13 protein-coding genes are annotated in these 20,912 nt (G+C 69.4%); 4 read left to right on the forward strand and 9 right to left on the reverse strand.

Features of this window, described 5'->3' with window-relative positions; genetic code table 11:
- Nucleotides 1-113: 113 nt before the first annotated feature.
- Both J7U46_RS17520 and J7U46_RS17525 read right to left on the reverse strand, forming a co-directional pair.
- A complete protein-coding gene (locus J7U46_RS17520) occupies nucleotides 114-2,471 on the reverse strand; it encodes an ATP-binding protein (protein WP_282828136.1) in 2,358 nt (785 codons plus the stop codon).
- Nucleotides 2,468-3,562, reverse strand: a complete 1,095-nt coding sequence (locus J7U46_RS17525; RefSeq protein ID WP_282828138.1) for an ABC transporter substrate-binding protein — start codon at nucleotides 3,560-3,562, stop codon at nucleotides 2,468-2,470. Before J7U46_RS17525 ends, J7U46_RS17520 begins: the two co-directional genes overlap by 4 nt.
- A gap of 111 nt (nucleotides 3,563-3,673) precedes the next feature.
- Between J7U46_RS17525 and ypfH the strand changes: the two genes are divergently transcribed.
- The gene (gene ypfH, locus J7U46_RS17530; protein WP_282828140.1) at nucleotides 3,674-4,405 is read left to right on the forward strand and encodes an esterase; all 732 of its coding nucleotides are present in this window, start codon (nucleotides 3,674-3,676) and stop codon (nucleotides 4,403-4,405) included.
- Nucleotides 4,406-4,423: 18 nt separating this feature from the next.
- Here the strand turns inward: ypfH and J7U46_RS17535 are convergent, their stop codons facing one another.
- The 3 genes from J7U46_RS17535 to J7U46_RS17545 form a co-directional block, all read right to left on the reverse strand.
- Nucleotides 4,424-5,683, reverse strand: a complete 1,260-nt coding sequence (locus J7U46_RS17535) for a sensor domain-containing diguanylate cyclase (RefSeq protein ID WP_282828142.1) — start codon at nucleotides 5,681-5,683, stop codon at nucleotides 4,424-4,426.
- 5 nt (nucleotides 5,684-5,688) lie between these two features.
- The gene (locus J7U46_RS17540) at nucleotides 5,689-7,395 is read right to left on the reverse strand and encodes a M14 family metallopeptidase (protein WP_282828144.1); all 1,707 of its coding nucleotides are present in this window, start codon (nucleotides 7,393-7,395) and stop codon (nucleotides 5,689-5,691) included.
- Nucleotides 7,396-7,491: 96 nt separating this feature from the next.
- On the reverse strand, nucleotides 7,492-8,685 hold the full coding sequence (locus tag J7U46_RS17545) for an FAD-dependent monooxygenase (RefSeq protein WP_282828146.1): 1,194 nt from the start codon (nucleotides 8,683-8,685) through the stop codon (nucleotides 7,492-7,494).
- A 68-nt stretch (nucleotides 8,686-8,753) separates the two neighbouring features.
- Here J7U46_RS17545 and J7U46_RS17550 point away from each other — a divergent pair, with 68 nt between their 5' ends.
- The 3 genes from J7U46_RS17550 to J7U46_RS17560 all read left to right on the forward strand — a co-directional run bounded on the left by J7U46_RS17550 (nucleotide 8,754) and on the right by J7U46_RS17560 (nucleotide 16,136).
- On the forward strand, nucleotides 8,754-9,737 hold the full coding sequence (locus tag J7U46_RS17550; RefSeq protein ID WP_282828149.1) for an aldo/keto reductase: 984 nt from the start codon (nucleotides 8,754-8,756) through the stop codon (nucleotides 9,735-9,737).
- 88 nt (nucleotides 9,738-9,825) lie between these two features.
- On the forward strand, nucleotides 9,826-12,903 hold the full coding sequence (locus J7U46_RS17555; RefSeq protein ID WP_282828150.1) for a ligand-binding sensor domain-containing diguanylate cyclase: 3,078 nt from the start codon (nucleotides 9,826-9,828) through the stop codon (nucleotides 12,901-12,903).
- Nucleotides 12,904-12,968: 65 nt separating this feature from the next.
- Nucleotides 12,969-16,136, forward strand: a complete 3,168-nt coding sequence (locus J7U46_RS17560; RefSeq protein ID WP_282828152.1) for a ligand-binding sensor domain-containing diguanylate cyclase — start codon at nucleotides 12,969-12,971, stop codon at nucleotides 16,134-16,136.
- Between the two features lie 13 nt (nucleotides 16,137-16,149).
- Here J7U46_RS17560 and J7U46_RS17565 read toward each other — a convergent pair whose 3' ends face one another.
- The 4 genes from J7U46_RS17565 to J7U46_RS17580 are packed head-to-tail and all read right to left on the reverse strand — an operon-like array spanning nucleotide 16,150 to nucleotide 20,805.
- The gene (locus J7U46_RS17565; protein ID WP_282828154.1) at nucleotides 16,150-16,839 is read right to left on the reverse strand and encodes a nucleotidyltransferase family protein; all 690 of its coding nucleotides are present in this window, start codon (nucleotides 16,837-16,839) and stop codon (nucleotides 16,150-16,152) included.
- Nucleotides 16,840-16,850: 11 nt separating this feature from the next.
- Complete coding sequence (locus tag J7U46_RS17570) at nucleotides 16,851-18,965, reverse strand: PAS domain S-box protein (RefSeq protein ID WP_282828156.1); 2,115 nt, start codon at nucleotides 18,963-18,965, stop codon at nucleotides 16,851-16,853.
- Nucleotides 18,962-19,510 carry a response regulator gene (locus tag J7U46_RS17575; RefSeq protein WP_282828157.1) on the reverse strand — a complete coding sequence of 183 codons (549 nt, stop codon included), beginning with the start codon at nucleotides 19,508-19,510 and terminating at the stop codon, nucleotides 18,962-18,964. Before J7U46_RS17575 ends, J7U46_RS17570 begins: the two co-directional genes overlap by 4 nt.
- A 14-nt stretch (nucleotides 19,511-19,524) precedes the next feature.
- The gene (locus J7U46_RS17580) at nucleotides 19,525-20,805 is read right to left on the reverse strand and encodes an HD domain-containing phosphohydrolase (protein ID WP_282828160.1); all 1,281 of its coding nucleotides are present in this window, start codon (nucleotides 20,803-20,805) and stop codon (nucleotides 19,525-19,527) included.
- Nucleotides 20,806-20,912 lie beyond the last annotated feature (107 nt).

A 20,912-nucleotide genomic window follows, 5' to 3' on the forward strand; every position in this document is an offset into this window, starting at 1 on the left:
CATCCTCATTCACGAGCTGAGCTGGTTAGGGGCCTACGACGCCGATGATCTCATCCTGGCCTGTTGCGCGACTTGGCGAATGATGTGGATCAAGCCGGCGGCAGGACCCCCGTTCAGAGATCACCCGGCTGCGTTACCTGCAACGGAGCGGCAAGCGGTAGCTCGATCACGAACCGGGCGCCTGCGCCCGGTGAACTGTAGACGCTGATTCGGCCCCCTAACACGCTGCCGACCAGCTCGTGCACCACATGGAGCCCGAGGCCCGAGCCGCCGCGTCCCATGCGCGTGGTGAAGAAGGGGTCGAAGATGCGGCCCAGGTGTTCGGGCGGGATGCCGCAGCCGTTGTCGCTGATCACGATGCGGGCCTGGCCGGGTGCGCCGGCCTCGGTGCAGATCAGGATCTCGCCCTCGGCGCATTCAGCGAGGCCGTGCACCAGCGCGTTCTCAACCAGGTTGCTCAGCACCTGGACCAGGGCGCCGGGGTAGCTGTCCATCGAGATGTTCTCCGCCAGCACGGTGCGCAGGCGGTGCGGCGTCTTGCGCGTCGTCGGACTCAGCATCAGCAAGGCTTCGCCGACGATCTCCTTCAGCGTGAACTGACGGCGCTGCGCGCTGGTCTGGTCCACCGCCACCTGCTTGAAGTTGGCCACCAGCTCGGCGGCGCGGCGCAGGTTGCGCTCGGCGATGTCGCTGCCCTGCTCGGCCTGCGCCACAAAGCTGTCCAGCGTGCTGCGCCGCAGGCCCTGGCTCATTTCGGCCTGCAGGGCCCGCAGACTCTCGCGCAGCGTGGTGATCACCATCAGGCCGTTGCCCAGCGGGGTGTTCAGCTCATGGGCCACGCCGGCCACCAGGCGTCCGAGGGCGGCCAGCTTCTCGGAGCGCACCAGCTGCTGCTGCGTGGCCTTCAGGTACTCGATGGTGGTCTGCAGCTCCTCGTTCGCGGCGGTCAGCGCTTCGGTGCGCTCGGCCACACGGGCCTCCAGGCCCTGGTTGAGGCGCAGGATCTCGGCCTCGTTGCGCTTGGCGGCCGTGATGTCCACGTCCATGCAGACGAAGACCTTCTGGCCGCGCTCCCCCGGCACGGCGAACACCGAGGCCAGCACATGGACGGGCTGGCCGTCGCGGTGCCGCAGCTCGAACTCGGCTGGCCCGAAGTTGCCGCCGTCGCGGTCCAGTGTGGCCAGGATGTCCAGGAAGGCCTGCACCTGGGCGCCGTCCAGGTACATCAAGGGCTGCTCGCGCAGTTCGGCGCCCAGGGCCTGGCTCGCGCTGTATCCGTACATGGACTCCGAGGCCTGGTTCCAGTACAGCACGCGGCCGTCCGGGCTGTACCACTGCACCGACACGGCCGGCGCGCTGTCCAGCGTGGCGCGCAGCCGCTCGCCATGGGTCTGTATGGTCTTGACCATGCGGGCCAGGTCGGCACCGAGCTGGTTGAGCTCGCGGATCGGACCCCGGCCCGGCCATGCGCCGAGGTAGTCGCCGTCGGCCACTGCGTGCGCACGCGCGATCAGGGCCTGCACCGGCCGCGTGAACAGCGTGGCAAACCAGGGCGCCAGCAGCATGCTGATGGCCAGCGCGCCGCCGAAGCCGGCCAGCACCAGCAGGACGGTGACCCGGTAGGAGTACTGGCCCCAGCCGGCCGGCGCGCTGGCGATGATGCTCCAGCCCAGCAAGGCCGGCCGCACGGCGCTGATGAGGCGCGTCTCGCCGAACAGCATCTCCCGGCCGGGCCCGGCTTCGCCCCGGTCGAGTGCCTGTACGCTGGCCATGTTGGCGTAGTTCAGGTGGCGCTCGGTGCTGCTGAAGGCGCTGCGGGTGGAGGCCAGCCACTGGCCCCGGCCGTCGACGATCAAGACCTCGGCCTCGGCCTCCTTGGACGCATGCTCCAGCTTGGTCAGCATGCGGCCCAGGTCGAGCTCGGCAATCAGCAGGCGGCGGTCCACCGGCAGGGCCAGGGCCACCGTGGTGGTGCCGGCCAGCGTCGACAGGTACTTGTCGCTCCACAGCGCGCCGTTGCCGGCGCTGCCACGCTCCTGCATGGCTCGGAACAGCGGGTTGCCGGAGAAATCCGCGCCGCGCAACTCGCCCCGGGTCTCGGCGCGGCCATCGCGCAGCCCCAGCGATTGCACGCGGCCGCTGGCCTCGAGCAGGAAGACGGCCACGAAGGGGCTGTCGGCGCGGGTCAGTGCATCCAGCACCGGCTGCGGATCGGCGGCGGCACTGGCCAGCAGGTGGCTCAGCGGTCGCAGTTGCGCCTCGATGCCGGAGAGGTCCAGGTCCAGCAGGCGGGCGGTGCTGAGCGCGCGTGCGCGCAGCTGCTCCTGCGCCCGCAGCTCGACCTGGGGCAGGCGCAACGACAGGATGGCCCCGCCGACCAGGCCGAAGGTCAGCGCCGCCGCCAGCACCATCAGCAGCATCAGCGAGGTGCGCAGGCGCAGCTCGATGCGGGGCCAGGACGGCCCTTTCACGGCAGTCGCACGAAGCGGCCGTCGCGCACCTCGGTCATGTGGGTCTTGCGCTGGGCGTCGCCGAAGCGGTCGAAGCTGAAGCTGGCCTGCAGGCCCTCGAAGCGCTGGCCGGCCAGCAGGGCGGCCTTGAGCGCCGCGCCCGAGCCGCTGGCCAGCACGCTGAGCAGCGCACGGGTGGCGTCATGCGCGGCGACGCTGGCAAAACCGGGCTCCTGCTTGAAGCGCTGGCGGTAGGCCTCGGCAAAGGCCAGGTAGCGGGGCGAACGGTCATCCCTGTCGAAGTACTGCGGCAGGCTGATGCCCTCGACCGTGCGCCCGCCCAGCTGCAGCAGGCTCTCGGTGGCGGCCCAGGAGGCGGCGCTGATCGCCTGCGTGGCGCCCTGGTTGCGTGCGGCCTGGGTCAGGCGCACCGTATCCAGCGCATTGGCGGCAAACATCAGCAGGTCGGGCTGGCTGGCCAGCAAGCGGCCCACCACGTCGCCATAGCTCTCGCCGGCACGGAACGAAGCCTGGCCCACCACGCTGCCCCCGAGGGCGGCGAAGGACTTGCTGAAGTGCCGCAGCCAGTCCTCGGTGTAGCTGCGGTTGCCCAGGTCATAGGCCACGGCAGCGCGCCGCAGGCCCTTGGCATGCAGGTGGGCAGCGCTGCGCGCGCAGTTCTCGCTCACCGGCGGCGCCACCAGCATCAGGTAGTCGTCCAGGCCGAACAGCTCCGTCGAGGTGATGGTGGGGCTGAGGGTCAGCAACTGGTGCTGGTTGATCAGCGGCAGCACGGCCACGCCCATGGAGCTGGTCAGCGGGCCGATCACGGCCCGGGCGCCGGCCTGACGCAGCGTTTCAATGCCGCGCCGTGCCGCTTCTTCGTTCTGCTCGTCGTCGGCAATCAGCAGCTCCACCGGCCGGCCCTGCAGGCCGCCGGCCTGATTGCACTGTTCAACGGCCAGCAGGGCGCCATTGCGGCCCGCATCACCGAGGTCTGCCACACGGCCGGACAGCCCGCCCAGAAAACCCAGCTTCAGCGGCGTGGCTGCGTCCTGGCAGGCCGCCAGGGCCAGTGGCAGCAGCAGCAGCGGGCGACGCTTGATGGGCATGACGGAATTCCTCACCGTTGAGGGCGTTCATGGTGACGCCCCTGGCTTGCGCGGGCTTGACGGCGCTCAAAGCAGCAGCGTCGGCCGGCGCTGCAAGCGAGAATCCGTGCCATGAGCACCGCTGACGACACCCATCGCTCCCAGGCCCTGGCCCTGCTGCCGGCCGAGGGCAAGCCCGATCTGCTGTTCCTGCTGCTGCATGGCGCTGGCGCCGATGCCGCGCAGATGCGGCCGTTGGCCCAGGCCTTGCACACGCAGTACCCGCAGGCGGCCGTGCTGTCGCTGAATGGCCCTGAGCCTTACGACGCCATTCCCGGCGGCGGCAGTGGTTGGCAGTGGTATTCGCTGGTCGGTGCCAATGACGACAACCACGCGGCGCGCGTTGACGCCGCACTGCCCGACTTCATCGCCACCGTGCGCAGCTGGGCGGCGCAGTTCGAGCTGCCCTGGCAACGCGTGGCCCTGGCCGGCTTCTCGCAGGGCGCGGTGCTGGCGCTGGAGGCGGTGCAGGTCGAGGTGGCGCTGGTGGGCCGTGTGCTGGCCTTCAGCGGCGGCTACGCCACCATGCCGGGCCATGCGCCGGCGCAGGTCAGCGTCCATCTGCTGCACGGCCTGCAGGACGGCGTGCTGCCCAGCCAGGACCAGGTCACGGCCGCCCAGCGACTGGTGCAGCTGGGTGCCGATGTCACCGCCGACATCCTCCCCGGCATCGGCCACGAGCTGCATGACGAGCTGATCGAGCGCGCGCTGGAGCAGCTGCAGAGCTTCGTGCCGGCCCATGTCTGGCGCGAGGCCATGCAGGCGGCGAAGGAGCAGGGCCTGGCCGAGAAAGAGGACGAGTGAGCTTCTTCCAGCCGGCCGCTACAGGACCGGCTGAACCTGATTGCGGCCGCAGCGCTTGGCTTCGAAGAGCCAATGGTCGGCGCGCTTGAGCAGGGACTCGCCGTCGTCGCTCGGATGCTGCTCGGCAACGCCGAAGCTCACGGTCACGCAAAGTTCCGAGCCGTCGGCCAAGGGAATGCGGACCTGCTCGGCCACGGCCTGCCGTATCCGCTCGGCCAACTGGCTGGCCTGGACCAGGCTGGTCTCCGGCAGCACCAGGACGAACTCCTCGCCGCCATAGCGGACCACCCAGTCGCCGCTGGAGCGCAGCGATTCGCGCAGTCGCAGGCCGACGGCTCGCAGCACCTGATCGCCGACCGCGTGGCCATGGGTGTCATTCACCGACTTGAAGCGGTCCACGTCGCAGAAGATGGTCGACAGCGGCCGCCCGTACCTCAGCGCGCGCGCCAGCTCCTGCGGAAAGCGCTCGCCGAAGTGCAGGCGGTTGTAGCAGCCGGTCAGCGCATCGGTCGTTGACAAGACCTTCAGGCTGTCCAGCGCACGTTGCAGGTGGGCGGTCCGGTCGGCCACTTGCTCGGACAGGGTGTCCACGTGACTGGCAATGCGGCCCTGCAGTGTCTGAAAGCCGTCGACCACGAGGTCGAGTTCGTCGCGAGTTGCCGAGCTGCTGCGCCGGATGGCCAGCGGCGCGCTCAGGTTGTTGGCATCGAGCTTGGTGACGAACTCGCCGAGCTGCGCCATCGGCCTCAGCAAATTTCGTTGGAGCAGAGCGAGTACGGCAGCGACCAGCAGTGCCGTCATGGCAGCACACTGCAGTACGACGACCCCCACGCTCTTCCAGACCTCCGCCAGCAACGCGGCTTTGCTCATGACCAGCCTCAATTGCCCAATCGCGTGCTCTGTTGGATACGGCGCCATGATGCTGAAGCTCAGTTCAATGCCACGATCCGTGTTGCTCCCGTCGCCGCTCTTGGCAAACACCCTTCCGGTTCCCTCTGAGTTTTCTCTCACCTCGACGTAGCCCACCATGGGATTCTTTGCCAACGCATCCAGCATGCTTTGAGCCAGGTCGTCGTGGATTCGCCAGACGAGCGGCGTCAGAGTCTCCGCGGTGTACGAGCCTACGCTGCGAAACGTATCGACGAATCTCTGTTCGACAGCCCGGTAGGTCAGCCAGGCCTGCAGCGCAGCAAAAGCCAGCGTCGCAAGCAGGGCCCAGACCAGGATCCTGCGAATCAGCAATGCGGCCAAGGGCCTGAACGGCTTGTCTTCGCGCATGGCCCTCAGTCCAGCACCACCTCGGTCCGTATCGTTCCAGCGCGCTCCGCGCTGGCCGTCAGCGTGAGCCGCGTGCCGACCGGCGCGCGCAGCACCCATTCGGCCACGGCACGGTCGGCCGTCACTTCGCGGGTGCCGATGAAGGCGAGCTGGCTTTGCTTGGGCGCATGACCTTCCAGCTGAGGGCCTTCCAGGCGCTCCTTGCCGCTGATCAGGCTGACCTCGGGGTCATTGGCCGGCAGGTGGATGTCGAACATCACGCCGCGCACCACCTTGCGCTCCAGCGCGCGCTTGGTCACATAGGCCGGCAGGTAGCCGCTGTTGGCCACGGCCAGGCGCACGCGCCAGGTGTCGGGGCCGAGGGCCCGCACCTCGGTGCGGACCAGCTCCAGCTTGGGCAGCGAGAGGGCAATCTGCGTCAGCCAGGCCGGGAAGCGCGCCGCCTCGCGCTCGCGCAAGGCGGGCGGCGGATTGCGCCAGTAGTTCATCTTGTCCCAGCCGCCGATCTCGACCGCGCCGAGCTGCGGATGGAAGAAGGGCCGCCAGTCCACATGGGCCTGGCCGTCGCATTGCTCGTCGCTCCACTGGATCAGCTTCAGGTCGTCCTCGGCCGGGTGGTCGCGGTACCAGTCGATCCACTTGGTGTTCGCGATGCCGGCCTCGCGCGCCGGCGACCACAGCTCCACCACCCAGAACAGCGCACCCAGGTGCTCGTACATCCAGTCCTGCGTGCCGGTGATGACTTCCTTGGGGTGGTAGCGGAAGTCGTGCCAGATGCTGATGGCCGGGTAGCCGGTGGCTTTCTCGCCGAGGGCCGAGAAGCGCTGGTAGGTCCAGAGGTCCTCGGGGATCATGTCCTCGTCGCTCTGTGTGCCCATGGGCCGCAGGATCACGCCGCTGTGCGTGTGGAAGCTGATGGCGGCGCCGATGTTGGGATGGGTGGCGACGAAGTCCACCATGGCCCGCACCTCGGGCTCGCTGGTCGGGTAGGGGCCGGCGCCCAGCTGCTTGTATTCCTGGCGCCAGTCGCTCGGGAAGTTGCGGTTCAGGTCCAGGCCTTCGCGGTCCTTGTTGACGACCACGGTCAGGCCGTCGTGGGCCTTGATGAAGCCCTCGGGCATCAGTCGGTAGTACTCGCCGCCGAACTCGCCCGGCTCGCGCGGCACCATCAGGCGCGGGTCGCCCGCATGCTTTTTGTAGCCGCCATGCGGGTCGGGGATGCGCATCGTGAGGATGCGGCCGTCGCCATCGATGTCCTCGACCGTCAGGCCTTCGACCGGCTCTTCGTCGTAGGGGTAGGGCCGGGTCGAGCTGCGGATGTGGCGCGGCCGGTCCGACAGGGCCAGCTCGGCGCCGTCGGGGTTGAGGCGCGGCACCATGTAGAGGGTGCGGGTGTCGAGCAGCTGGGTGATGGCAGCGTCGTTGCCGTGGTCGCGCAGCAGCTGGTGCAGGTAGTACAGGCAGGTGGTGCAGGCGGTCAGCTCGGCCGCGTGGATGTTGCCGTCCAGCCAGAAGGCCGGCTTGTCCACGTCGGCGCCGGTGGCGGTGTTGGTCAGCACCAGCAGCCAGATGTCGCGGCCCTCGAAGCTCTTGCCGATGGAGCGCACGGAGACCAGATTCGGCCGCGCTTCCGCGTACTCGAACAGGAGCTGGGTCAGCGCGTCGTAGCGGTAGAACTCGTTGAAGCGCGGGGTGGGCAGGGCTGCGGGCATGGGTGCGTGCGGTGGAGCAGGAATCGCTGGATTCTGCCGGAGCGCGAAGGCCCTGGGCGGAAGGGTCTGCCCTCCTTGTGCGCGGCCCGTCGCTGCTCAGCGCCGCCCAAACATCATCTGTCTTGCCAAGGCCTTCTTCAGCGGCGGCAGCGACTGCAGTGCCGCCAGGCCGAGGGCTCGTGCGGCCGGCAGGCCCGGCCAGCGCCAGCTGAAGGTGCGGGCCAGGAAGTCGGTACTGACGATGGTGCTCCAGCGGTCGGGGGCGCGCTGCCATTCGACGCTTCTCAGCGCCGCGTCGATGTCGTTCGAGCGGCGCAGCGCATCGACCAGGCTCCAGGCATCGCGCAGGCCCAGGTTCAGCCCCTGGCCGGCGACCGGGTGCAGGGTCTGGGCTGCGTTGCCGATGCGGATGCTGCGGCCTTCGACCAGGGTGCGCTCGGCATTGAGGCCAAGCGGGAAGCACTTGAGCGGGCTGATCGCCTGCAGCGGCCCGACCTCGTCGGCCAGCAGCTGGTTGATGACGGTGAGGCGCTGCGCGTCGCTCAGGCCGGCCACATCGTCCTCGTCCTGTGGCAGGCACCAGACCAGGGCCGCACGGCGCTGGCCGTCGCGCGGGCGCAGGGGCAGCAGGGCCAGCGGGCCGTTGCGCGTGAAGCGTTCGTAGGCCACGCCGACGGGGCTCTGGTCGCTCAAGGTGACCGTGCCGACCCAGGCGTTCTGCTGGTAGTCATGCGCGAAGGATTTGCGTGCCTGGTCAGCGAAGACGCCGCCCTCGGCCACCACGGCGAGGTCGTAGGACTCGGCGATGCCGGCATCGACTTCAACGCCGCCGTCTACCGCCTTGACCGCCGTCACCGGCGCGCCGAAGCGCGTGAGCAGTCGCTCGGGCTCGGCCGCCGCCGCTGCCATCCAGGCAGCCTGCAGTGGCGCCACCAACTGGCCGTAGTGCAGCACCGCGCCCAGCTGATCCACGCCCTGCTCGGCAGCCGTGATGCGCACGGCCGGCATGTCGCGCAGCGTGGGTGGCGCCTGGCTGACATGCACTTGCAGGATGGGTTGGGCCAGCTCGACCGGCCAGGCCTTGAGTCGTTGCAGGAGCTGCACGCTGCCCAGCGACAGCGCGATCGTGCGCGGATCGCCCGACACATCGCGGTCTGCCGGGCGGGCATCGAAGAGGCTGATCTGCGCCTGCGGCAGGCTGCGGGCCGCATGCAGGGCCAGCGTCAGGCCGGCGGGGCCTGCGCCGATGACGGCCAATTTCAGCGAGGGCAGCGGCGGGGTATTGCTCATGCAAAAGACTATAGCGGCCGGTCTGCGCTACGCTTGCCCGCTTCTCCCGCAGTCAAAGAGCATCCACCATGCAATACCGTCGTCTGGGCCGCAGCGGCCTGCAAGTCTCCGAGCTCTCGCTGGGCTCCTGGGTCACGTACCACAACCAGGTCGATACCAAGGCCGCCACCGAGATGCTGGCCGCGGCTTTTGATGCCGGCGTGAACTTCTTCGACAACGCCGAGGTCTACGCACAAGGCCAGAGCGAGGTCGTGATGGGCGAGGCCTTCAAGGCGCTCAAGTGGAACCGCCTGGACTATGTGGTCTCGACCAAGTTCTTCTGGGGCCTCAGCCGCGAGAGCAACACCACGACCAACCGCAAGGACACGCTGAACCGCAAATACCTGATGCAGGCCATCGATGGCTCGCTCAAGCGCATGCAGCTGGACTTCATCGACCTCGTCTACTGCCACCGCCCCGACCCGCACACGCCCATCGAGGAAACGGTGCGCGCGATGAGCGACATGATCACGCAGGGCAAGGCGCTGTACTGGGGCACCAGCGAATGGAGCGCTTCGGACATCCGTGCCGCCTGGGAAATCGCCGAGCGCCACCACCTGCACAAGCCGGTGATGGAACAGCCGCAGTACCACCTGTTCTGCCGCCGCAAGGTCGAGCAGGAATATGCCCGCCTCTACGAAGACCTGGGCCTCGGCCTCACCACCTGGAGCCCCTTGGCCTCGGGCCTCCTGACCGGCAAGTACAAGGACGGCATCCCGGCTGACAGCCGCGGCGCGATGGAGAACATGGCCTTCCTGCGCGAAGGCCTGACCGACCCGGCCAAGAACGCGGCCGTCGTCGAACTGGCCAAGATCGCCGATCAACTCGGTGGCAATGTGGCCCAGCTGGCCATTGCCTGGGCCAACAAGAACCCGCATGTCTCCACCGTCATCCTCGGAGCCAGCAAGCTCGCTCAGCTGCAGGACAACCTGGGCGCCCTGGCCCTGACCCCGCGCCTGACGCCGGAAGTGCTGGCCCGCATCGATGCGCTGACCAAGCCGCTGGCCGCCTGAGCGTCAAGAAGCGCACAGCACCGGGCGTTGCTCGCCCGGTGCCGCATCGGCCAGCGCTTAGCATGGCGGCCGGTCCTGTCTTGCCTCTATGCGTTTGCCTTCCGCCCTTGCCCCTTTCCTGCTCCTGCTGCTGGCCGCCGGGGCCACCCCGGCCCGAGGCGCCGCCACTCCCAATTCGCTGAACGAGCCCCGCTTCGAAAGCATCGGCGATGCCGGCAGCATCACCGACGGCATCGTCAATTCACTGGCCCAGGATGGGCGCGGCTTCGTCTGGGTCGGCGGCAGCGCCGGCCTGCTGCGCTTTGACGGCTATCAATTGCGCCCGTTCCCGCTGGCGGCCGGCCAGGCCAAGAGCGGGGCCCTGGTGCGCGCCATCCTGGCCGCCCGCGATGGCAGCCTGTGGGTGGGGCGCGACGGCATGGGCCTCGGCCGGCTCGATCCCGCCACCGGCCGCTGGACCTTGTTCAGCCACGACCCCGCCAACCCTGAGGGCCCGAGCGCCGGCTCGGTGCGCGCCCTGATCGAGGACCGCCGCGGCCAGATCTGGATCGCCACGCAGGGCGGTGGCCTGGACCGCTACGACCCGGCGAGCCGGCGCTTCCACCATTACCGGCGTGCCGATGGCAGCCTGCCCGACGACCGCGTGCAATCGCTGCGCCTGGACGGCCGGGGCGAGCTCTGGGTCGGCACTTGGAACGGACTGGCCCATTGCCGCGAAGACCGCTGTGAGCCGCGCTTCGGCGAAGCCGGCAGCGGCCTGGCGGGCCAGCTGGTGTCCATGCTGGGCCATGCCGGCGACGGCCGGCTCTGGGCCGGCACGGTCGATGGGGGCCTGTTCGCCATCGCCGCCGATGGCCAGAGCGGCCGCTGGCTGGAGCGCCATGGCCAGGGCTCGGTCTATGCGATGGAGCCGCGCGATGAGCACACGGCCTGGCTCGCCCGCTCCGGCGGCCTCGAGTTGCGCAGCCTGGCTGACGGCCGCTTGCTGCAGCGCCTGCAGCGCGATGTGCGCAAGCCCTGGGGCCTGCAGAACAACGAGGTCGTGACCCTCTTGCGCGACCGCGCCGACGGCCTGTGGGTGGGCAGCATTGGCGGTGGCCTGCAACGCTACAGCGCCGTCGATGCCGGCCTGTGGGTGCGACGAGCCGAGCCCGATGCGAGCAGCGTGCTGGCCGAGGCCGACGTGCGCAGCATCCTGGTGCTGCAGAACGGGCAAGTCTGGCTCGGCACCACCAAGGCCGGCGTGGCCGTGCTGGATGAACACCTGCAGCTGCGCGGCGCGATCCGGCCCGTCGCTGACGGGCAGCCGGGCCTCACGCATGGCATGGTCGGCGCGATGGCCGAGGATGCGGCCGGCCGCATCTGGGTGGCCTCCGACGGTCAGCTGAACCTGTTCGACGCCCGCCAGCGCCTGCTGCGCCAATGGCAGGTCAGCCCCAGTCGCATCCGCCGCCTGCTGGCCGGCCGCGATGGCCTGCTGTGGATCGCCACGCAGGACGGCCTCTACCGCCTGGCAGGCCCGCAAGCAACGCCGCAGCGCGTGCTGTTGCAGGGGGGCAAACCGCTGTTCGGCAACGTCAATGCGCTGGCCGAGACGCCCGAGGGCCGGCTCTGGGTTGGCAGCGATGCCGGCCTGTTCAGCCTGGCACGCGGCGCGGCGGCGCTGAGCCCGCTTGGCGCGGGAGCCGAGCAGGCGCCGCCCGCGCCGGTGCTGGGCCTGCTGCTGGATGGTCAGCAGCGGCTCTGGGTCGATACCAATGGCGGCCTCTTCCAGACCGCCGGGGCCGACGCCGACGCGCCGCGCTTCGAGGCCATAGGCCGGCGCCTCGGGCTGGAGGCCAAGGAGTTCGGCGCCAATCTGCAAATCGACGCACAAGGCCGCCTCTGGACCCACCGCGGCTACGTCGATCCGCAGAACGGCACGCACTACCTGTTCACGGCGGCCGATGGTGTGGACATAGGCACCGGCTGGTTCCGCAGCCATGCCCGGTTGCCGGACGGCCAACTGCTGTTCGGCGGCAGCCATGGCGTGCTGGTCGTCGATCCGGTGCGCTTCAAGCCCTGGCGCTACGAGCCGCCCGTGGTGCCGACCGAACTGCGCATCGACGGCCGCCCGGCGCCCTTGCCGCAGGATGAATTGCGCCTGCTGCCGGGTCAGCGCGGCTTCACGCTGGAGTTCGCGGCGCTGGACTTCAGCAGCCCCACGCGCAACCGCTACCGCTTCCGCCTGGACGGCGAAGACAGCGACTGGACCGAGGCCGGCGCCAGTGCGCGCGTGCTCAGCTACGGCAACCTCTCGCCCGGCAACTACCGGCTGCATGTGCAGGGCAGCAACCGCAACGGCGTCTGGAGCTCGCAGGAGCTGTCGCTGCCGGTGCGCGTGCTGCCGACCTGGTGGCAGACCTGGTGGGCGCGCCTGCTCTTTGGCATCGGCGGTCTGGCCCTGGTGCTGAGCGTCATCCATGCGCGCACGCGCCAGCTGGTGCGGCGCCAGGCCGAGCTGGAGGCCAAGGTGCGCGAGCGCACGCAGGAGCTGGAGGAATCCAGCCTGACCGATCCGCTGACCGGCCTGCGCAACCGCCGCTTCCTGACCCAGCACATCGCCGCCGACGTGAGCCTCGCCCAGCGCCGCTTCGAGGAGCAGGCGCGCCAGGGCGGGCCGGCGCCGACCGATGCTGACCTGATCTTCTTCCTCGTCGACATCGACCACTTCAAGCAGGTCAACGACCGCCAGGGCCATGCGGCCGGCGACGCGGTGATCCAGCAGATGCGCGAGCGGCTGCAGCCGGTGTTCCGCGATGTGGACTTTCTGGTGCGCTGGGGCGGCGAGGAGTTCCTGATCGTGGCCCGTGGCACGGACCGGGCCCATGCGGCCGAGCTGGCCGAACGGGCCCGTGCCGCCGTGGCCGGCAAGCCCTTCCAGATCGGCGAGGGGCGTGAGCTGGCGTGCACCTGCTCCCTCGGGTTCGCGGCCTTCCCGCCGGACCCGCGGCAGCCGCGCGCGGTCGATTGGGACGAGGCCGTCAAGCTGGCCGACGCGGGCCTCTACGACGCCAAGTCGCGCGGCCGCAATGCCTGGACCGGCGTGCTGAGCATGGACCTGCCCCAAGAGCGGCCAGCCCAGGCGCTGCTGGACGCGGCAGGCACGCACACGCTGCGATCCTGATTGCCGAGGCACGATGCCCACTGGCCGGCTTGGGCAGGTCATGGCGCTCGGCTACCATGGTCGCGATGCTTCGATTCCTTGCTGCTGTCCTGATCTTGCTGCTGCTGGCGGCTGCTCGCCCGGCTTCGGCAGCCCCGGCGGGGCTGCTCGGCGAACCGCGCTTCGAGTCGATAGGCCAGGGCAGTGCCATCCCGTCCGGCGTGGTGGCCGCGCTGGCGCAAGACAAATACGGCTTCTTCTGGATAGGTACGGGCGCCGGCCTGGTGCGCTATGACGGCTACAGCTTCCGCGTGCAGCTGCGCAGCGATGGCGACAAGGCCGGCAAGGGCCTCGGTTTTGTGCGCGCTCTGCTGGCGGCGCGGGACGGCCGGCTCTGGATTGGCACGGAGTCCGAAGGCCTCGGCGTCTACGACCCGGCCAGCGAGCAGGTGCAGGTCTTCCGCAACGACGGCGACAAGGCGGACAGCCTGGCGCCCGGCACCATCCGTGCCCTGGCTGAAGGCGCCGACGGCGGCATCTGGATCGGCACCATAGGCGGTGGCCTGGACCGCTTCGACCCCGCCAGTGGCCGCTTCAGTCACCACCGCCACGGCAGCCAGCCGGGCCGCCTGCCCGACGACCGCGTGCAGACCCTGCTGGTCGACAAGGCCGGCACGCTGTGGGTCGGCAGCTGGGGTGGGCTGGCCCGGCGCAAGGCCGGCAGCGAGCAGTTCGAGCCGGTGCTGTCGGGCCCCGGCGAGCCGCTGGCCGAGCGCATCGTCTACGCACTGCATGAAGCCGAGGACGGCAAGCTCTGGATAGGCACGCAGCAGGGCGATCTGCTGCTGCTGGACCCCGCGACGGGCCAGCACCAGCTGCTGGATCGCGGGGGCGAACGCGGCTCGGTGGCCAGCTTCGTCGCTGCGCACGAGCAGGAGCTGTGGGTGGGTCGCACCGGCGGCATCGAGGTGCGCACGGGCAACGGCCAGCTGCTGCGCGTGCTGCGCCACAACCCGCGCAACCCGGCCAGCCTGGCCGGCAACGAGGTGCGCTCGCTGCTGCGCGACCGCTCCGGCTGGCTGTGGGTCGGCGGCTATGGCGGCGGCCTGCAACGCCATGATCCGGTCAACCGCAGCATCTGGGTGCGGCGCGAGGCCGAGGGCTTTGGCGGCGTGTTCGACGATCCCAATGTGCGCAGCGTCAAGCAGCTGGCCGATGGCGAGACCTGGGTCGGCACGACCGAGCGAGGCGTGGCCGTCTTCGACCGCGAGATGCGGCTGACTGGCTCGCTGGTGCCGGCGCCCGGGCGCCCCGGGGGGCTGCCCAATGGCCGCATAGGCGCCATCGCGCAGACGCCGGACGGCACCGTGTGGCTGGGCAGCGATGCCGGCGTGCACCAGCTCGACGCCAGCCGCCGCCAGGTGCTGCACACCTACAAGCCGGGCCAGGGCCGGGTGCGGCGCATGCTGGCGAGCAGCGATGGCCGCCTGTGGATCGCCACGCAGGACGGGCTCTACCTGCTCGAGCGAGGCAAGGGCTCGCTGGAGCGCCTGCACATCGCCGGCGGCCGCGCGCTGAGCGGCGACGTGAATGCGCTGGCCGAAGCCGCCGACGGCGGCCAGTGGGTGGGCACCGAGAACGGCCTGTTCCGCATCGCGCCCGGCGGACGTGAGCTGCTGGCCATCCAGGCGCGCAACGGTCAGGGCCTGGCCCACAGCTCGGTGGTCGGCGTGTTGGTGGATCGCGAGCAGCGGCTCTGGGTGGACACGGCCATCGGCCTGCACCGCATGCTGGAGTGGGATGGCAAGACCGCCGCCTTCGAGCGCATCAGCGAGCGCCATGGCATAGGCGGCCGCGCCTTCGGTGCCAACCTGATGCAGGACGGCCGCGGTCGCCTCTGGACCCAGCACCATGTCTACGACCCGCAGAAGGACCATGTCTACGAGCTGACCGCTGCCGATGGCGTGGACTTCGGCACCGGCTGGTTCCGCGCCTACAGCGCCACCAGCGACGGCCGCATGCTGTTCGGCGGCAGCCGCGGCCTCCTGGTGGTGGACCCGGACCGTTTCGATGGCTGGAGCTTCCAGCCGCCGGTGGTGCTGACGGAGCTGCGTGTCGACGGCCGCCGTCAGGGCCTGGGCCAGGCGGCCGAGGGTCTGGCGCTCAAACCCGGCCAGCGCAGTTTCAGCGTCGAGTTCGCAGCCCTCGATTACAGCGACCCGGCACGCGTGCGCTACCGCTACAGGCTGGACGGCTACGACCCCGACTGGATCAGCACCGGCGCCAATTTCCGCGTTGCCAGCTACAGCAACCTGAACCCCGGCCGCTACACGCTGAAGGTGCGCGCCACCAACCGCAGCGGCACCTGGAGCCCCCACGAGCTGAGCCTGCCGCTCGAGGTGCTGCCGATGTGGTGGCAGACCTGGTGGGCACGCGCGCTGTTCATCCTGCTGGCCCTGCTGGGCCTGTGGGCCGTGGTGCAGCTGCGCACCGGCTACCTGCGCCGCCGTCAGCAGGTGCTGGAGGGCATGGTGCGCAGCCGCACGGCCGAGCTGGAAAGCCTCTCGGCCACGCTGCAGCAGAAGAGCGCCGCGCTGGAGGAGTCCAGCCTGACCGACCCGCTGACCGGCCTGCGCAACCGCCGCTTCCTGACCCAGCACATCGAATCCGACGTGGCCTGGACGCTGCGCCGTTTCGAGGACATGGCCCACGGCCATGCCGAGCCGCAGGACGCCGACCTGGTGTTCTTCCTGGTCGACATCGACCACTTCAAGTGGGTCAACGACGAGCACGGCCATGCCGGCGGCGATGCCGTGCTGGTGCAGATGCGCGAGCGCCTGCAGCCGGTGTTCCGCGAGGCCGACTACCTGGTGCGCTGGGGCGGCGAGGAGTTCCTGATCGTGGCCCGCGCTGCCTCGCGCGAGCATGCACTGGAGCTGGCCGAGCGGGCCCGCGCCATGGTGGCCGACCGCCCGTTCCGGCTGCCCGATGGCAAGCAGGTCTCGCGCAGCTGCTCGGTCGGCTTCGCGGTCTTCCCGCTGTCGCGCAAACAGCCGCGCGCGCTGGACTGGGCCGGCGTGGTGGCGCTGGCCGATGGCGCGCTCTATGCCGCCAAGCGCGCTGGCCGCAACCGCTGGGTGGGCGTGCTGGGTGTGGATGAAGAGCTCAGCGCGGCGGAGCTGCAACGCCATGTGCGCGCGCCGGCGGGTGACTGGCTGGAAGACCCGCAGCTGCGCGTCGTGCGCAGCGCCTGAGTGGATCTGCCGCTCAGGCGTTCAGCGCAGCCAGCTGCTCCGGTGTTCCCACGTTGACCCAGGGGCCGGTGTACATCTCGGCCGTGATGCGGCCTAGCGCGATGCCATGGTCCAGCGCCTTGCGCATGCGCTGGCGTTCGCCGCTCTGGATCACGTCGAACAGCGCCGGCTTGTAGAGGCCGATGTTGGCGAACACCTGCAAGGGCTCGCCGTCGGCGCGCAGATGGCCGTCGGCATCAATGGCGAAATCGCCCTGCGGATGCTGAGCCTGCGTCGTCACCATCCACAGGTGGGCCAGTTGCGGCGAGGCGGCAAAGCGGGCGGCCTTTGCGGCATCGAACTCGAAGCCTGGCATGTGGATGTCACCCGACACGGCCCAGAAGGCCGCATCGCCGTCGGCGCACAGCAGCGGCAGGGCGGTCGCGATGCCGCCGCCCGTCTCGAGGGCGCCGCCGAAGCGCTGCTGCTCGAAGATGTAGTGCAGGCGCAGGCCCCAGCGGCTGCCGTCGCCCAGGACCAGCGGGAACTGTTCTTCCAGCCAGGCGCAGTTGATGACGATGTCGCGCACGCCGCCCCGCGCCAGCGCTTCGATGTGCCACTCGATCAGCGGCTTGCCGCGCACGGGGAGCAGCGGTTTGGGGGTGGTGTCGGTCAGCGGCCGCAGGCGTTCACCTCGCCCGGCCGCGAGGATGATGGCTCGCATGGCGCCGCAGTTTATGCGGCTGTCGGTCCCTGGACGGGAACCCAGACCCGGAAGCAGCTGCCCTCACCCGGTGTCGAGTCCACCTCGAAGCGGCCGCCGTGCTTCTTGATGATGGAGAAGGACAGCGACAGCCCGAGGCCCGTGCCCTGGCCCACCGGCTTGGTCGTGTAGAAGGGCTCGAAGATGCGCCGCTGGACCTCGGCTGACATGCCGCGCCCGGTGTCTGCCACCTCGATGCAGACCCAGCCATCCTGTGCTCGCGTACTGAGCGTGATGCGACCACGGCCGTCGATGGCATGTGCGGCGTTCACGATCAGGTTCATGAAGACCTGGTTCAGCTGTCCAGCAAGGCAGCGCACGCGCGGCAGCGTGCCGTAGTGGCGGACGATCTCAGCCTTGTACTTGACCTCGTTCATCACGACGTTGAGCGTGGACTCGAGACCCTGGTTCAGATCGGCGTCCTGCCAGTCGGCGTTGTCGACTCGCGAGAAGTCCTTCAGGTCGTGGACGATCTTGGTCACACGGTCAAGGCCGTCCTGGCTCTCGTTGAGCAGCTGCGGCAGGTCCTCGAGCAGGAAGGCACGGTCGTCGGCCGAACCCATGGCTTGCAGCCGCTCCCGCAGGGCGGGCGGCAAGTCCTCTAGCGGTGTAGCACCGGAGGCTTGCAGCAGGGCCAGCAGCGGCTCCGCGTAGCGCCGCAGCGAAGCCAGGTTGGAGCTGACGAAGGCGATGGGGTTGTTGATCTCGTGAGCCACGCCGGCCGCCAGCTGTCCGATCGATGCCATCTTCTCGGATTGCAGCAGTTGGTTCTGAGCCTCCTCCAGCCGCGCATTAATGCGTTTGAGCGCCTGGAAGTTCTCGACAAGCTCTTGCTGTGCCCGCATGTATTCGCTGCGGTCCTGCATCAGCCACCACACCTTCTCCATCGGGGCCTCGGGGCTGGCGCTGTAGGCCGTCATCTGCACCCAGCGGCGGCGCCCGGTGCGGGTCACCAGCGTGGTTTCGTAGTGCAGGGATTCACCCCTGCGCAGGGCCCGTGCCACGGCCTGGCTGAGCTCCAGGTAGGCCGCGTCATCAGGAAAGAAGTCGCGTGCGGTGAGTTGCCCGACCGGTGCGTCGCCCAGTTCGAACATCTGGGCGAAATTGCGATTGAAGGTTACGAGTTGCGCGTGCGAGCTGGCCACGATGCCCACCTCGGCGTTGTGCAGCAGGGCATCGAGCTCCTGGTGCGTATCGTGCAAGGCGCGGCTGCGCTCCTGGACGATGGCTTCCAGCTCCGTCTGGTGCCTGCGCAAGGCTTCCTCGGCATTGCGCCGCTCGCTCATGTCGAGCAGGGTCTCGACCGCGCCGATCATGCGGCCTTCGATGTCCAGCAGGGGCGTGGCGCTGGCGAAGATCCAGCGCAGCTGGCCGTTCAGCTCGACCTGCTCCTCGGCCTCGTAGGAGCCAGGGCCGATCTTGGATTCGCGCAGGCTGTTGCTTGGGAACAGGCGGCGGTGCGCCTCCACCTCGCCGTCCACGATCAGGTCGGCCAGCAGCGGCCGGGCCTGCGGGTAGAAGCCCCGCCAGGCCTCGGTGCGGCCCAGCATCTCGCCCGACGACTTGCCGCTGAGCCGTGCACAGGCGGCATTCCAGTGCGTGATGCGGTGCTCAGCGTCGATCACGAAGGTGGCGACCGGGCCGTTCTCGATGATCTGGTGCAGCACCCGCCCCACCTGCAGCAGGCTGTGCTGCACGTGCTGCATGTCGCTCAGGTCCTGGCAGCTCAGCACGGCGATGCGCCGGCCGTCGTCCAGCTTCAGGCAGCGGGCGGTGATCTCCAGTTGACGCTCCGTGCCATGGGCGGCCCGTGCCCGCAATTCCAGCGCCGGCAGGTCGCCGTCCTCGCGCAGGCAGCGTTCGCCGTAGGTCTTCAGCCGTTCGCGGTCTTCCTCGGTGGCCCAGGCCTCGTGACTCATCAGCCCGAGCATCTCGGCACTGACGCCGAGCAACCGCAGCATGGCCTCGTTGGCAAACAGCAGGCTGTGGCCGGCATGGGCCAGCACCGGCATGCTGACGGCCGACAGGGCCTGGGTCAGGCTGGCGGGCAGGGCGGCTTCCGCCTGAAGGTGGGGGCGGCCGCTCATGATGGGACCACGTCCAGTGGTGTGAGCAGGACCTCGCCGTTCGGGCCCCAGTCGACATGGGTGATGCCAGGCTCCAGCCGTTCCAGCCGGGCGAGTTCGTAGGCCTGCGGGCTCATTGCGCCCTGGCGCAAGCGCTCGAGTTCGGCCAGCTCGCGCGTCTCGATCCCACGGCGGCGCTCGCTCAGCAGTTCATCCAGGTTGCGCAGCAGCGCGTCATCGAACCAGGGCTTGGCCACGAAGCTGGCGATGCGGGCACGATTGATCGCATCGAGCAGGCCATTCAAGTCGGCGTAGGCCGACAGGATCATGCGCACGCAGTCCGGCTGGATCTGGCGAAGTTGCTCCAGCAGCTCCACGCCGTCCATGCCTGGCATGCGGTAGTCGGACAGGGCGAGCGCAAAGCTCATCTCTCGGCTGCGGGCGAGCGCTTCAGCGGGATCGCTGAAGCATTCGACCTTCAGCGCAGGCCGTTCCTGCCGCAGCAGCCGCTGCAGCGAGGCCAGCACATGGGGTTCGTCGTCGACCAGCAGGATGCGTTCAGGCATGACGGCTCCTCGGATCAGGCGGGTTCTGCGACCGGGATGGAGGCGAGCTCGACGTGCAGCCGCAGTTTCTGGTCGTGCCGCTGAGCCAGGTCCCGCAGCTGCTCGATCACGCGGGCGCTGAACACATGGCCCTTGGCCAGCAGCAGCATGCCGTGGGGGCTCAGCAGGTCGCGTGAGAGCACCATGCCGGCCTGCAGCTCATGCAAGCCAAGCTCCCGGTCGGTCGCCGCCGCAGGCTCCGGCGCGGTGTTGAGCACCTTGAGCAGGGCCTGAACCACGGCCGGAGCGTAGCGCGCCCCTGCCATGCCTGTGAGCATGCCTCGTGCGTCGTCAGGGCTGTGGCGGCGCGGCGAGGCGCGTCCGTCCAGCAGGTTCTGGTAGGTCACGGCGATGCCGACGACCTGAGCTGCCACCGGTACCTGCAGGCCGGCCAGGCCGTCGGGGAAGCCCCGGCCATCGAAGCGCTCCTGGTGCGAACGCACCAGATGGGCGACGTTGTGCAGGTCGGTCAGGGGAAGCAGGGCCGACTCGCCGGTCATCGGGTACTTGCGGTAGCGACCCAGTTCCTCGGGCGTCATCAGCGACTCGGGCTTTTGCAGCAGCGCATCGGGCAGGCCGATCTTGCCGATTTCATGCAGCAGCGCGGCGGCGTGGACCTCCTCCTGCAGCGAGGGTTCCAGCTCCAGAGCCGCCGCCACGCGGCGGGCGAGCTCGGCTGCCTGGCGGGAGTGGCCGGCCGAACCCTGGTTGCGCAGCTCGAGCAGACTGGCGAACACCTGAATGGAGAGCTGGAAGTTCTCGCTGAGCTTGGTGTTGGCCTGGGCGAGTTCAGCGGTGCGCTCGGCGACCCGTTGCTCGAGCTCCACGTTCTGCTGCCGGACCAGGGCGGTCAGGCGCTCGTGCTCGCGCTTCAGCGTGAGGCGTTCGACCGCGTCCCGCACGGCGAGGCTCAGCTCGGCATCGTTCCAGGGCTTGGCGACATAGCGTTCGATGGCGCCCTCGTTGATGGCGGCGATGGTCGCCGTGATGTCGGCATAGCCGGTCAGCAGGATGCGGCCGATCTCGGGGTGGCGGCGGCGGGTCTCTGCCAGGAAGGCCGCGCCGTCCATGCCGGGCATGCGCATGTCGGACACCACCAGGTCGACCTGTTCGCGTTGCAGCAGGGCCAGGCCGTTCTCGCCGCTTTCGGCCATCAGGACGCGATAGCCCTGCGGGCGGAACAGGCGGTTGAGGGCGCTCAGGATCGAGGGCTCGTCATCGACGAACAGGATCGTGGCTGGCTTGGGCGTGGACATGAAAGCCTCCGGGTCGGATGTGCAGGCCAACAAGATTCGGCCTGGGCTCAGCATGCCCTATATTTGATTTAAACGATAAAAATGATCAATGTGATTCGTGCAATATG

Origin of the sequence: Pelomonas sp. V22 (assembly GCF_030014915.1) — a bacterium.
GTDB lineage: Bacteria > Pseudomonadota > Gammaproteobacteria > Burkholderiales > Burkholderiaceae_C > JAUASW01.